The 13,696-nt window shown below is 50.4% G+C and carries 12 protein-coding genes; 3 read left to right on the forward strand and 9 right to left on the reverse strand.

Features of this window, described 5'->3' with window-relative positions; genetic code table 11:
- Window positions 1–52: 52 nt before the first annotated feature.
- From lpdA to pdhA, 4 genes are read right to left on the reverse strand one after another with little or no spacing between them, the layout of a single operon-like run.
- Entirely contained in the window at window positions 53–1,462 is a 1,410-nt protein-coding gene (gene lpdA / locus OYT88_RS01350; protein WP_274397562.1) for a dihydrolipoyl dehydrogenase, read from the reverse strand.
- A gap of 2 nt (window positions 1,463–1,464) precedes the next feature.
- The gene (locus OYT88_RS01355; RefSeq protein WP_274397563.1) at window positions 1,465–2,742 is read right to left on the reverse strand and encodes a dihydrolipoamide acetyltransferase family protein; all 1,278 of its coding nucleotides are present in this window, start codon (window positions 2,740–2,742) and stop codon (window positions 1,465–1,467) included.
- A 59-nt stretch (window positions 2,743–2,801) separates the two neighbouring features.
- Complete coding sequence (locus OYT88_RS01360; RefSeq protein ID WP_274397564.1) at window positions 2,802–3,779, reverse strand: alpha-ketoacid dehydrogenase subunit beta; 978 nt, start codon at window positions 3,777–3,779, stop codon at window positions 2,802–2,804.
- Window positions 3,779–4,867, reverse strand: coding sequence for a pyruvate dehydrogenase (acetyl-transferring) E1 component subunit alpha (pdhA, locus tag OYT88_RS01365; protein ID WP_274397565.1), 1,089 nt, complete (start codon window positions 4,865–4,867; stop codon window positions 3,779–3,781). Before pdhA ends, OYT88_RS01360 begins: the two co-directional genes overlap by 1 nt.
- 389 nt (window positions 4,868–5,256) lie before the next feature.
- Here pdhA and def point away from each other — a divergent pair, with 389 nt between their 5' ends.
- A complete protein-coding gene (gene def, locus OYT88_RS01370) occupies window positions 5,257–5,811 on the forward strand; it encodes a peptide deformylase (RefSeq protein WP_274397566.1) in 555 nt (184 codons plus the stop codon).
- Window positions 5,812–5,932: 121 nt separating this feature from the next.
- On the opposite strand, the gene OYT88_RS01375 is transcribed toward def, so the two are convergent.
- A complete protein-coding gene (locus OYT88_RS01375) occupies window positions 5,933–6,721 on the reverse strand; it encodes a Cof-type HAD-IIB family hydrolase (RefSeq protein WP_274397567.1) in 789 nt (262 codons plus the stop codon).
- A gap of 363 nt (window positions 6,722–7,084) precedes the next feature.
- Between OYT88_RS01375 and rpoY the strand changes: the two genes are divergently transcribed.
- Complete coding sequence (rpoY, locus tag OYT88_RS01380) at window positions 7,085–7,294, forward strand: DNA-directed RNA polymerase subunit epsilon (protein WP_274397568.1); 210 nt, start codon at window positions 7,085–7,087, stop codon at window positions 7,292–7,294.
- 4 nt (window positions 7,295–7,298) lie between these two features.
- Window positions 7,299–9,005, forward strand: coding sequence for a ribonuclease J1 (gene rnjA, locus OYT88_RS01385; RefSeq protein WP_274397569.1), 1,707 nt, complete (start codon window positions 7,299–7,301; stop codon window positions 9,003–9,005).
- A 424-nt stretch (window positions 9,006–9,429) separates the two neighbouring features.
- On the opposite strand, the gene OYT88_RS01390 is transcribed toward rnjA, so the two are convergent.
- The 4 genes from OYT88_RS01390 to dapD all read right to left on the reverse strand — a co-directional run bounded on the left by OYT88_RS01390 (window position 9,430) and on the right by dapD (window position 13,668).
- Window positions 9,430–10,452, reverse strand: coding sequence for a cytochrome d ubiquinol oxidase subunit II (locus tag OYT88_RS01390; RefSeq protein ID WP_443029696.1), 1,023 nt, complete (start codon window positions 10,450–10,452; stop codon window positions 9,430–9,432).
- A 227-nt stretch (window positions 10,453–10,679) separates the two neighbouring features.
- Window positions 10,680–11,228, reverse strand: a complete 549-nt coding sequence (locus OYT88_RS01395) for a peroxiredoxin (protein ID WP_274397571.1) — start codon at window positions 11,226–11,228, stop codon at window positions 10,680–10,682.
- A 569-nt stretch (window positions 11,229–11,797) separates the two neighbouring features.
- On the reverse strand, window positions 11,798–12,916 hold the full coding sequence (locus tag OYT88_RS01400; RefSeq protein WP_274397872.1) for an N-acetyldiaminopimelate deacetylase: 1,119 nt from the start codon (window positions 12,914–12,916) through the stop codon (window positions 11,798–11,800).
- Window positions 12,917–12,957: 41 nt separating this feature from the next.
- A complete protein-coding gene (dapD, locus tag OYT88_RS01405; protein ID WP_274397572.1) occupies window positions 12,958–13,668 on the reverse strand; it encodes a 2,3,4,5-tetrahydropyridine-2,6-dicarboxylate N-acetyltransferase in 711 nt (236 codons plus the stop codon).
- Window positions 13,669–13,696 lie beyond the last annotated feature (28 nt).

The following is a 13,696-nucleotide window of genomic DNA, read 5'->3' on the forward strand; positions in this document are numbered from 1 at the left end:
GCAGGAAACAGGCGGTGAAGCAAGCCGCCCTCCGCCCGTTCCCGCCAAAAGATTATTTAGCTATATGAATCGGTTTTCCAAGAACGACATCGGCCGCTTCCATAGCCATCTCGCCGAGCGTCGGATGCGCATGAATCGTCAGCGCCACATCTTCTGCCGTCATTCCGGATTCAATCGCCAATCCGAATTCCGCGATCATGTCGCTCGCATTGGTTCCGACGATCTGTGCTCCGAGAATCAGGCCGTCCGACGCACGGGCGACAATTTTCAGAAAACCGTCCGTTTCACCCAGCGAAAGTGCCCGGCCGTTTGCCGCAAACGGGAACTGGCCGGATTTAACCTCGTAGCCCTCGTCCTTTGCCTGCTCCTCCGACAGGCCGACGGTCGCAATCTCCGGATCTGAAAAGACAACGGCCGGCATCGCACGGTAATCCACTTCTGAAGACTCACCGCCGATAGCTTCGGCAGCCACCTTTCCCTCATAGGAAGCTTTATGTGCCAGGGCGAGCCCGGGAACAATGTCCCCGATTGCATAAATTTTTTCCGATGTCGTTTTTCCCTGCTTATCAACCTTGATCAGGCCGCGTTCCGTTGTTTCGACTCCGGCCAGGTCAAGACCCAGATCTTTCGTATTCGGGCGCCGGCCGACCGTAACCATGACATAATCCGCATCAAAAGCCTTGGTTTCTCCCTTGATCTCGGCCGTCACTTTTACGCCGGACGGTGTCTCTTCGACTCCCTTTGCCATCGCTTCTGTGAAGATTGTGACGCCCTTGGCTTTCAGCCTCTTCTTTACGGGAGCAATCAAGCGTTTGTCGAATGCCGGGAGAATCGAAGGCGTCCCCTCAAGAATGGTCACTTCGGTGCCGAAACCGGCATAGGCAGAACTCAGCTCAATGCCGATATAGCCGCCGCCGATCACCACCATCTTCTTCGGCACTTCTTTAAGGGCCAGAGCCGCGGTGGATGAAAGCACCCGGTCGCTCCATTTGAAACCGGGAATTTCGATCGGACTGGAGCCTGTAGCGATGATGCAATGGTTGAACTTGTAGCGCGTCGATTCATAGCCATGATTGACCCGGACCACATCCGGCTCCACAAATAGTGCTTCTCCTTCTACAAGTTCGATGTTATGCGCTTTGAGAAGGCTTCTGACGCCCCCGGTCAGACGGCTGACGACCGTCCCTTTCCATTCCTGGAGTTTCAGAAAGTCCAGTGAAACATGGTCGGCCTTGATTCCGTAATCATCTGAATGCTTTGTCTGCTCAAAACGATGACTGGCTGAAATCAGTGCTTTCGAAGGAATACAGCCGACATTCAGGCAGACTCCTCCGACATGTTCTTTTTCAATAACAATGACTTTCTGGCCAAGCTGAGCGGCACGGATCGCGGCTACATAACCGCCCGGGCCTGCTCCGATGACAACTGTGTCAGCTTCCGTCGTAAATTCCCCGACAACCATTTTTACCCCTCCAAAATTAGGCGCTGTGGATCAGATAACAGCCTTTTTATTTTATTCATTGCCCGTTGAGCCGTGGCACCGTCGATCAGGCGATGGTCAAAGCTCATGGACAGAGCAAGCATAGGTGCCGCAACAATTTCTCCATCGCGGATAATAGCCTTTTCCGCAATACGTCCGATTCCCAGTATCGCCGATTCCGGCTGGTTGATGACCGGCGTAAACCACTGCCCGCCTTCGGATCCAATATTCGTTATCGTGCACGTCCCGCCCCTCATCTCCTCCGCGGCCAGTTTTCCGCTTCTGGCTTTGTCTGTCATTTCTTTAATTTCCCCGGCAATTTCATACATCGATTTCGCTTCCGCATGTTTAAGGACGGGAACAACGAGACCGGCCTCGGTATCGGTCGCTATTCCGATATTGTAATAATGCTTATAGACGATTTCCTGATGTTCTGCATCAAGAGCCGCATTAATCACCGGAAAAGCTTTGAGCGCGGCAATGAGCGCCTTGACGACATAAGGAAGATAGGTCAGTTTCACGCCTTGTTCCGCTGCTTCCTCTTTAAAAAGTTTTCGGTGGGCGACGAGTTTCGTGACATCGGCTTCATCCATCAGGGTGACGTGCGGCGCTGTCCGCATTGATTGAGCGGTTGCCTTGGCGATCGCCCGCCGGAGGCCGATAAATTTTTCCCTTGTTTCGGGAAAGCCGCCTTCGTTAAACTTCTGTACCGGCGGCTCAGATTCCTCTTCCGCACGTTCCGGAACGGACGGCCGCGGTTCATTCGCCGGCGCGATAAAGTGATCTACATCTTCCCGGAGCACGCGGCCGTTTTTCCCCGTTCCCTTCAAAGTTTCAATATTGATTCCCTTTTCTCTGGCATATTTCCGCACGGATGGCATGGCGATGACACGGCGCGACGGCTGGTCATCCGAGGCAGCCGCACGGACATGATCCTTTTTCACAGTCTCTTCTTTTCCGGACCCCGATACCTGTTCCGGAACGGAAGCTGTCTCCTGTGCCGGATCCGGCTCATTTTGATTTGTATCCGACTCCAGTGTAACGATCACAGTTCCTACCTCAACGGTTTCGCCTTCTTCAGCATTCAGTTCCAGCACCTTCCCGTCAACCGGGGAAGGAATTTCCACAACTGCTTTATCATTTTGTACTTCGGCAAGCGGATCATCTTCTTTTACCTGATCGCCTGGCCTGACAAGCCATTTGACGATCTCGCCTTCATGGATTCCTTCACCGATATCCGGCAATTTAAATAAATAGGCCAACGGGGCTTCCCTCCTTCTCATGTTTAAAGCGCGGTTCTTTTTTTTCTCTATGGAAAATGTCAAAACCCGACAATTTCCTTTACCTTGCCGATCACGTCGTTCTCATTCGGAAGCCAGACATCTTCTGCAGCCGCAAACGGAAAAACTGTGTCCGGTGCGGTGACGCGGCCGACGGGCGCTTCTAAATACAGGAGGGCGCGGTCATTGATTTCCGCGATTACATGGGCGGCAATGCCCGCCTGCTTTTGCGCTTCCTGGACAACTACGGCCCGGCCTGTTTTTTTAACGGATTTCGCGATCGTTTCGACGTCAAGCGGGCTGATCGTTCTCAGATCGATCACTTCGGCGTCAATGCCTTCTTTTTTCAGCTGTTCGGCGGCTTTCAGCGAGGTCCTCACCATTGCTCCGTAAGTGATAATCGATATATCGGAGCCCTCCCTCGCTATCTTCGCCTTGCCGATTTCGACCGTATATTCATTTTCGGGAACTTCTTCCCTGAACGAACGATACAGCTTCATATGTTCAAGAAAAAGCACCGGATCATTATCGCGGATCGCAGAAATAAGCAGCCCTTTCGCATCATAGGGATTAGAAGGGATCACCACTTTCAGTCCCGGGCATTCGTAGAATAATCCTTCCAGATTATCCGCATGCAATTCGGGGGTCTTGACTCCGCCTCCGAAGGGAGAACGGATCGTCACAGGCGCCTGATAAACACCGCCCGACCGGTAACGCAGACGCGCAAGCTGCGAAGCGACGCTGTCCATCGCTTCAAAAACAAAACCGAAAAACTGGATCTCCATAACCGGTCTGTATTTTTGGAGCGCAAGCCCGAGGGCAAGACCGCCGATTCCGGATTCAGCAAGAGGCGTATCGAAAACACGGTCTTCGCCGAACTCATCGTAGAGTCCCTCCGTCGCCCGAAAAACGCCCCCGTTCTTTGCCACGTCTTCGCCGAAAACAAGGACATCGCCATCATTCCTCATTTCCGTGCGAAGCGCATCCGTAATGGCCTGAATCATCGTCATCTGTGCCATCATTGCTCCCCCTCTTTCTCTCTGTACTTGGCCAGCTGTTCCCGTACATTCTGCGTCGGTTTTTCATACATATTGTCAAGCAGGTCGCTGACCTTTTGCTTCGGCACCGTATCGGCTTTTTTGAGTGCGAGAGCAACGTCTTCCTTTGCCTTGGCAACCGTTTGTTCCTCGTCCTCGTTCGTCCAGAGCCCCAGATTCTGTAAAAAAATTCTGAAACGGATCAGCGGGTCCCTTTTTTCCCATGCGCTCGTCAGATCCTTGGTCCGATAACGGGTCGGATCATCTCCCGCCATGGTATGGGGGCCGTACCGATAGGTCAGTGTTTCAATCAGAGTCGGCCCGTCCCCGCCGATCGCCCGCTCGCGCGCATCCCTGGCCGCCGCATAGACGGCGAGCGGATCCATCCCATCGACCTGAACGCCTTTAATCCCGGCAGCAAGTGCTTTCTGCGCCAACGTTTTCGCCGCCGTCTGCTTCTCAACGGGAACGGAAATAGCGAAGCGGTTATTCTGGCTGATAAAGACCGCCGGAACTTTATAAACGCCCGCGAAGTTCAATGCTTCATAAAAATCACCCTGAGAAGTGGCCCCGTCGCCGAAATAAGAAAAAGCGACGTTCCGCTTTCCCCTCTTTTTCAGGCCGAGCGCAATCCCCGTCGTCTGTGTGCACTGCGCGCCGATAATAATCTGCGGCATCAGCGCATAGCAATCTTCCGGAATCTGTCCGCCTTCAAAATGGCCGCGTGAGTACAAAAAGGCCTTGTAAAGCGGCAGCCCGTGCCACACCAGCTGCGGAATATCGCGATAAGACGGAAGCAGCCAGTCCTCTCTCTCCATCGCAAACTCACTGGCCAGCATCGAAGCTTCCTCTCCCGCAACCGGTGCATAGAAACCAAGACGCCCCTGTCTATTCAATGAAAGTGCGCGCTGATCCCATATTCTTGTATAGACCATGCGAAACATCAGTTCTTTAAGTTTTTCATCTTCTAATTGGGGCATAGCCTGTTTATTGACGACGCGCCCCTGTTCGTCGAGGATCCGGAAGGTTTGAAAATGATCCTCGATCTGTTCTAAATTTTTTGCAGACATATTTCCACCTTCTCCTTCAGAATGTGTTTTTCATTTTTGAAAAACAAAATGACAAATATCACAAAAGCGCTTTCATCTTCCGAGACCTGCCGCGCGGAGAACCGGCAGTCCTGCCTCTCAGAAGTGGGATTTTTCTCTTTATCTGTCGTTTTTACTTTTCCTAGTCAGGAAAAAATAAACTGCGACATAAAGCACATTTTCAGTTTATAATACCTGATTCGGCTAAGTCAAACGTGAGGCTTCCCGACAGGCATCGGCTGCCGATTTAAACGGAAGCGGACGGACGGCCCGGATGCCTCCTTTCAAACAGCATAGTAAACATAGCCCGATTTTAATGATACACTGTACTTACAGAATTAATGGATGGAAATAAAGGAGTGGCATCAATCATGATTACAATGGACGACATTATACGGGAGGGCAACCCCATTCTTCGACAGACGGCCAAGGAAGTCCCGCTTCCGGCAACCGGCGATGAGAAAGAGACATTGAGAAAAATGCTCGAATTTCTAAAAAACAGCCAAAATAAGGAAACCGCTGAGAAATTCAATTTGCGCGCCGGTATCGGTCTGGCAGCACCGCAGATCGCCATCAGCAAACGGATGATTGCGCTGTTGCTGGACGACGATCATGGGAAACACTATGAATACATGCTGTTTAATCCCAAAATAATCAGCCATTCCGTTGAAAATACGTACCTCGAAGGCGGAGAAGGCTGTCTTTCCGTCGATCGCGAAGTTCCCGGCTTTGTGCCCCGCCACGCGCGCGTGAAGGTCAAAGCATTTGACATCGACGGGAAACCGCTGACGCTGCGGCTGAAGGGCTATCCCGCGATTGCAATTCAGCATGAAATCGACCATTTGAACGGTATCCTTTTCTTCGACCGGATTGATAAATCCGATCCGTTCAAAATACCCGACCACGTTGCCGATCATGAACTTTAATGAAAAAGCCCGGGCAGCATTAAGCAGGCCCGGGTTTTTTCATGCCTATACAATTCAGAGCGCCCTTTTGCCGGCACAGCCTTCCGCTGTTTTCCGGAATCCTTTTTTCCGGCGCTGCCTTTTATAAAAGTCCGATATTCTTAAGGCCGTAATAGACGCCGTCCTTGTTTACGGGACGGGTCACGAAATCCGCGGCTTTTTTTACGCCGGCGACCGCATTGCCCATGGCGACGCCCGTCCCGACAAACGACAGCATCTCGACATCATTGTTGCCGTCTCCGAATGCGCAGGCCTCATCGGCGGACAGATTCATTTTTTCAAGTATGCTTCCGATTCCCGAAGCCTTGGATCCGCCGTTCGGTATGACGTCAACTCCATAGGGATGCCAGCGGACATAGCGGAATGTGTTCAGCGGCTCTTTCCTTAAGTAGCTCGAATCATCCCGTTCCGAATAGAAAAGCAGTGCCTGATAGATGTCATGCTGCTTATAAAAACCGGGATCTTCTTCAGGAAAAGGGAAATTTAATTTTAAACTGGCAATCCCCTTCTCAACCCGATCGTTTTTTTTGCCGTCAATTCTCATCGTTTGTTCATTAAGAAAAACAAGCCGGTTTCCAATTTCCGATGATTCTTTCTCCAGCTCCTGAAGTATCGGTCTTGAAAGCGGGTTCCTTAACGCCGGTTCATTCTCATGCACGACATAAGATCCATTATAGCTGACAAACGTATGGATATTCAGCTGCCTTCTCAAATCAGCGAACATGAAAGGACCCCTGCCGGTCGCAACCGCTGTAATAATGCCTTTCCTCTGTAACTTTTCGATAGCCTCCGCCGTCGACTCAGGTATCTTTTTGTCCTGGTCATACAGTGTATCGTCGATGTCGAAAAAGACTATTTTTATTTCGGACATCGTCAATCCCCCTCAGTATTTTTTCATGATGTTGAATAGACGGCGTCATCCGGTTTTCCGGCGGCCGGCGGAAGAGCGGGCGGAATGCTTTAACAGACAGCCTTCCCTCTTTCTCCGCGGATCAGCCGGGATTTAAGCCGGTCAAGCACGCACTTTTTAATTATAGCAGGTCGTCAAGGAGGACTGAGGTATTTTTTCCTTAATAATTTGTAAAAACTAATGAGACGGAAGGGCGGACCGTTTGATAAAGTCGGGCCGCGGCGCATAGCCGTCCTGCGGTCAGATATCGTCAACGATGAAAAACCTTTGCTTTTCATATATAATGAGTCTTAGAATCATTATACTCAGAAAGGAGCAGGCAATATGGTTTTCAAAGTACTGTATCAGAAATCGAAGGAGGAGGTCCCCGTGCGGGAAAACACGGAGACGCTCTATCTTGAAGCCGACGATGTCCGCGACGTTCGGAAAAAACTGGCAGACAGGCCGTATAACGTTGAATTTATTCAGCCGCTGAGCGGTAAATTTCTCGAATACGAAAAGCAGTCTGCCGACTTTAAATTGGAGAAGATATAATCTTATGAAATTTGTTAAAAACCATCAGACTGCGGTATTCTCACTGGGCGGACTGGGTGAGATCGGGAAAAATACCTACGCAGTGCAGTTTCAGGACGAGATCATTGTGATCGATGCAGGAATAAAATTTCCCGAAGATGATCTGCTCGGCATCGATTACGTAATCCCCGACTACAGTTATCTGGTCAAAAACGCCGACAAAGTAAAAGGCCTTTTTATTACGCACGGGCATGAAGATCATATCGGCGGTGTGCCCTATCTGCTTCGCGAGCTCAACGTTCCGATCTATGCGGGCAAACTCGCCGCGGGTTTAATCCGCAATAAACTGGAGGAACACAATCTCCTGCGCCAGACCGTCATTCATGAAATCACAGAAGACGACGTGATCAAGTTTCAGAAAACTTCCGTCAGCTTCTTCAGAACGACGCACAGCATTCCCGACTCATACGGAATTGTCGTCAAGACACCGCCGGGCAACATTGTCGAAACAGGCGATTTCAAATTTGATTTCACGCCGGTCGGCGGCCAGATTGCCAATCTGACAAAGATGGCGGAAATTGGAAAAGAAGGCGTGCTCTGCCTGATGTCCGACAGTACAAACGCCGAAATTCCCGGATTTACGATGACGGAACGGGAAGTGGGAGAAAATATTAAGGACATTTTCAGGAAGGTGGACGGGCGGATCATATTTGCGACCTTCGCCTCAAATATCCACAGGCTTCAGCAGGTTGTCGATGCTGCCGTCGACACGGGGAGAAAAATCGCCGTGTTCGGCCGCAGTATGGAGGCTTCGCTGGCCATCGGCGAAGATCTGGGCTATATCCAGGCACCGAAGGATACGTTTGTCGACCATCAGCAGATTAATCATCTTGCCGACAATCAGGTAACCATCCTGTGCACAGGCAGCCAGGGGGAACCGATGGCCGCATTGTCCCGAATCGCCGGAGGAACCCATCGCCAGATTCAGGTGCAGCCGGGCGACACGGTTATCTTTTCAGCGTCCCCCATTCCGGGCAACAAGGTAAGCATCAATCGGACGATCAATCAGCTTTACCGGGCGGGAGCCGACGTGATCCAAGGCAAGCTGAACAACATCCATACTTCCGGCCACGGCGGCCAGGAGGAAGAAAAACTGATGCTCCGGCTGCTCAAGCCGAAATTCTTCATGCCGATTCACGGGGAATACCGAATGCTGAAAAAGCATGTGGAAACGGCACATGCTTGCGGAATTCCATACGACCATTCATTTATCATGAATATCGGCGATGTACTGGCACTGGATCAGAATCAGGCCAGCGTAACCGGAAAGATTGCTTCGGGCTCCGTGTACATCGACGGAAGCGGCATCGGCGATATCGGCAATATTGTGCTGCGCGACCGCCGCATTCTTTCAGAGGAAGGACTGGTCATTGTCGTCGTCAGTGTCGACATGGAAGCCCACAAAATTCTGGCGGGACCCGACATCATCTCAAGAGGATTTGTTTACATGCGCGAGTCCGGAGACCTGATCAACGAGGCTCAGGAGCTGCTGACAGCGCATCTGCAAGAAACCATGCTTCGCAGCGCGCTGCAGTGGTCCGACATCAAGAGTGAAGTGAATGAGATTCTTGCTCCTTTCCTCTATGAAAAAACGAAGCGCAAGCCGATGATCCTTCCAATTATCATGGAGGTCAACGAAAAAGGAAACAAACAAGTAGAAAACAGCCGATAAGAAAGATAAGGAAAACCGGGCGCTTTGCCCGGTTTTTTTCTTATAAAAAAATGAAAGAATCAGCAGGAAAAACGAGGCAGGATATAACTTAGCAGGCGGCTCTTTCTGCCCTCCGTCGGCGGATTAAACGCTCATGGCTGTCCCCCGGGAAGGCTGCCGGACCACAACGTATCCATAAAACGGACAGTCTCCGATTCATCCCGCTCTTCCTGCAGCCCGGACCATTGATGCGTCATGCACGCCTGCGGCACCGCCCCTCACTGTAGCAGCGGGCCCTTCCGGCCGTTCCCGTAGAATTTTTAACATTGACGCCGTGAGCTTCTTTAGCTGTATCGTTTTTTCAGGTAAAATCGCATCCGCCGAGGGAAAACACAAACCTGTTTTTTTCTCCGGATGTTCATCAAAAGATCTGTTCATACTTGAACTATTTGCTGTTGGATTGCTGAAAAGCGGTCTTCCCGACGAACATGAAACGCTTGAAGGCAAGAACAGAACCGGCAGCGGCAACGGCCAGAACCATGGTCAGCAGAATGAGCCACGGGGATGTCGACAGGGCGACGATATTGGAAGCAAGCTGTATTTCAGGATAAATAACATAAGGCAGATGCGACAGGCTGTAGCCGATCAATGCAAAGAAGTACTGCAGCATAACAAACAGGAAAGATAAGCGATAGTACCGTTTTATAAAAACCAGGGTAACGGCAAGCAGACAAAAAAGGAGCGAAAGCAGAAACATCCATGAAAAGTTCAGCACTTTCATGAAATGATCCGGGTTCTGCTTTTCGAGTCCGAGAAAGACAAATCCGCTTGCCGCAACGGTAGGCATACACCAGAATAGAGCGATGTTCCTCATACTGTCACTGAGCGTTTCATTGCCGCATGAACGGGCAAAATGGACCAGGTACATGGCGCTTATGTAGAACACACTGACGATCGCAACGGTGATGACGGACCAAAAATAGAGACTATTGCCAACTTGCTTTATAAAAAAAGCGATGCTCCGGGATCCGGAAAATCCCCCCTCGCTGATGACCATGGCAATGCTGAGTGCGGGAGGAATGAGCACCCCGGTCAAGCCGTTTCCGGCAACGCAGAAAGTCCTGAGTCCGGAACTTCTTGGAAGCAGCTCCGCCAGGGCATAAAAAGTGCCCTTCACCAAGGTCAGCAGAACGGCTGTTATTCCTGTGAATAAAAACGGTATCTGATAAAACAGAGAAATGTCCGGCGAAAACGTCAGAACGGCCGCAAACAATAAGACAAAGCAAATATTGGCCAGTTCCGATATCGGAGAGAGGTAATTATCCAGCGCATTATAGATCCGCTCCCTTTTCTGAATCACCTGGCCATAGAAAAGATAAAAACTTGCTCCAAAATCTACGGAAGCAAGAATTAAATAACTGTAAATCAGAATCCAAAGGGCAATGAATACCAGCAGCTCAGCCAACACATGCACTTCCTCTCAAAATCGCCGGTTCTGCGATCATGCCCGCAAATCCGGATCCTCCCGTTCCGATGATACGCTACTCCCATTATAGCAAAGCATGGAGAACGTAAACAAATTGATAAATTGAACATTCTGTGCAGGCAGACGGCAGTCAAAGAGCCGGCACCTGCAAAAAAAACGGTGCCGGCTCTTTGATTATGTTATTTATCAAACGCCTTTCCCTACTAAAATCAAACGTGCAGGGTTTCATCACCCGGATGCCAGTTTGCCGGGCAAAGGCCGCCTGTCTGAAGCGCCTGAAGAACACGCAGCGTTTCATCTACATCGCGTCCGATGTTATTGTCATTGACTACGGAATAACGAAGGTCGCCTTCAGGGCTGATAATAAACAGGCCGCGCAGCGCAACGCCTTCATCTTCAATCAGAACGCCGTATTTTTCCGCAGCTTCATGTGTATGATCGGCCGCCAGCCGGAAATTGATTTTTCCGATGCCGCCTTCTTTACGCGAAGTCTTCATCCAGGCCTGATGTGTGTAAATCGTATCGCAGGAACAGCCGATGATATCGGCGCCCAGATCGGCGAATTCTGAGTAGCGGTCGCTGAAAGCCGTAATTTCTGTTGGGCAGACAAATGTAAAGTCCATCGGATAAAAGAAAAAGACTGTCCATTTTCCGGCTTTAATATTTTCTTCCAGGCTGGCTTTTGCAAACGAACCATCGGGATTCACACAATCAAGTTCAAAGAGCGGCGCCTTAGCGCTAACAAGTCTTTCTGCCATTTCAAAAACCTCCTGAATTATTGGAATGTCACACTCAACATGAGAGAACATTTTCATTATAATATCCCTTTAAATTTAAGTCAATATCAGTTAATAATTAATTTAATTTAAATAAAAGCTCTGCAAATAAGGGATTGATCAGCCTGATTATCCATAATCATCCAAACCATTATCATTTAAAATTATTTTTATCAGAAATAGCAACCAGCCCGCCCGTTTTTTCGGAGAGGCCACGTCGCTCTTTCTCTATCATAGCATGCCCGCCTGCGGGTTTCTAAAGAAAGGCTCACTCCGGAACCGAAAGCCAATGAAGGCACTCTCAATAGACGGAACCGGCTGCCGCCATCCCTTTTTTCAGGCGGCAATTTTCTTTCTATATAAAAAGATGGGCGCCAGTCCTTAAAAATAAAAACCGGGAGGTTCATATGTGATCCCTCCCGGTTTTTATCTTGATTTTCACTATAGGAACAACCGGCTCCTTTTTATAATGAAAATGACGGACTTTCATTATAAGAAAGCGATTTCTGTCATCCTCTTTAAAATGATACGATGGCCCGTCTGCCGGCGGTTCAGATGCCCTCCTCAATAAAGCTGCTGACGACGCGCACGCCTTGTTCGAGCGCCGATTCATCGGGCTTAAAATCGGATGAATGCAGCCCCGCCGTTTTGCCGACCCCGAGCCAGAACATGAATCCCGGTATTTCTTTCAAAAAGTAGCCAAAATCCTCCCCGGTCATCGCTGCATCGCAGATGATATAGGGAAAGGCTTTTCTGGCACAGAAATCGACAAACGGCTGCTCATACTTTTTGTGATTGTAGACTTGATAATAGTTGGCACCGTAATCAATCCGGCTTCGGCAGTGATAGGCAATTTCAGTGGCTTTAACCTGGCGCTCGATGTCGTCCTTGATCAGGGCCATTGTCTCTTGATCCAGGGTGCGTATCGTCCCCTCGACCCGGGCGTGCTCGGCAATAATGTTCTGTTTCGTCCCGCCGCTCATTTTGCCGATTGTCAGAACAGCCGAGTTGAGCGGGCTGACACGGCGGGCAACGATGCTCTGAATACCGACAACAAAATGGCAGGCCGCAACAAGGGTGTCATAGGTCAGATGAGGATAGGCCGCATGGCCGCCCTTCCCGTAAAAGTCGATAAAAAGTTCCGACGTATTGGCAAAAAGGATGCCTTCCCTTACGGCAACCGTGCCTGCCGGAAATTCCGGCGAAACGTGCAGAGCAAAGATAAAGTCCGGCTTCCATTCCTGAAATGCGCCGCTTGCCATCATCGGAACGGCGCCGCCGGGTCCTTCTTCCGCAGGTTGAAAAATGAAAAGTACATGATCTTTTATCGGGTTTTGTGCGATCTGTTCCAATGCACCGAGCGCAATCGTCATGTGAAAATCATGACCGCAGGCATGCATCTTCCCCTCATGCTGCGACTGGAACGGATAGCCGGTATTTTCGCGGACAGGCAATGCATCGATATCCGTCCGGAACCCGATCGTCCGTGACGGGTTTGTCCCCTCTACCCTGACCAGGAGGCCCGTTTTCCATTTCTTAATCTGAATGCGCTCCTGGGGCATTCTTCGAATCTGATCCAGAAGAAAAGCCTGGGTCTCCACCTCTTCAAATCCGATTTCAGGAATCTGGTGCAGCGCCCGTCTGACCGCTCTATAATCCATCGCTAAGATCCTTTCTTTCGTCCGAACAAACCGATTTTTCCTTGACAATTTTACAGCTGGCGAAGCTCCTTCATGATCTCTGTTTTCGAACGCGTCTTGTCATCAATTGTCTTAATCACCCGGGCCGGGGCGCCGACAACGACCGTATTCTCAGGAACGTCCCGGGTGACAACGGCACCCGCGGCAACGACGGCACCCCGGCCGACATGCACGCCTTCCAGGACAACCGCGTTGGCCCCGACAAGCACATCATCCTCGATAACAACCGGCTTGGCCGACGGAGGCTCGACGACTCCGGCAAGCACGGCACCCGCCCCGATATGACAGTTCTTCCCGACTGTCGCCCGGCCGCCGAGCACGGCATTCATGTCGATCATCGTGCCTTCCCCGATCACGGCACCGATATTAATCACGGCACCCATCATGATGACGGCATTTTTGCCGATCTCAACCTTCTCGCGGATCAGGGCGCCGGGTTCGATGCGTGCTTCGATCCCTTTCAGGTCCAGCAGCGGGACGGCCGAATTCCGGCCGTTATTCTCAACAACATAATCCTCTATTAGATTTTTGTTTGCTTCCAGTATCGGCCGAATCACCTGCCAATCGCCGAAAACAGTACCGGCGGAACCGCTGATAAACGTCCGGACATCTGCACCGAAATCGATCGAGTCAAGATTTCCTTTTATGTATACTTTAACCGGCGTTTTTTTTACGCTGTTCTGCAGAAACGAAATAATTTCAAAAGCATCCATCTGATCCATTTTTCAGCCTCCCAAAATGAATGAACAT

Source organism: Sporolactobacillus sp. CQH2019 (assembly GCF_028765345.1).
Lineage (GTDB): Bacteria > Bacillota > Bacilli > Bacillales > Sporolactobacillaceae > Sporolactobacillus.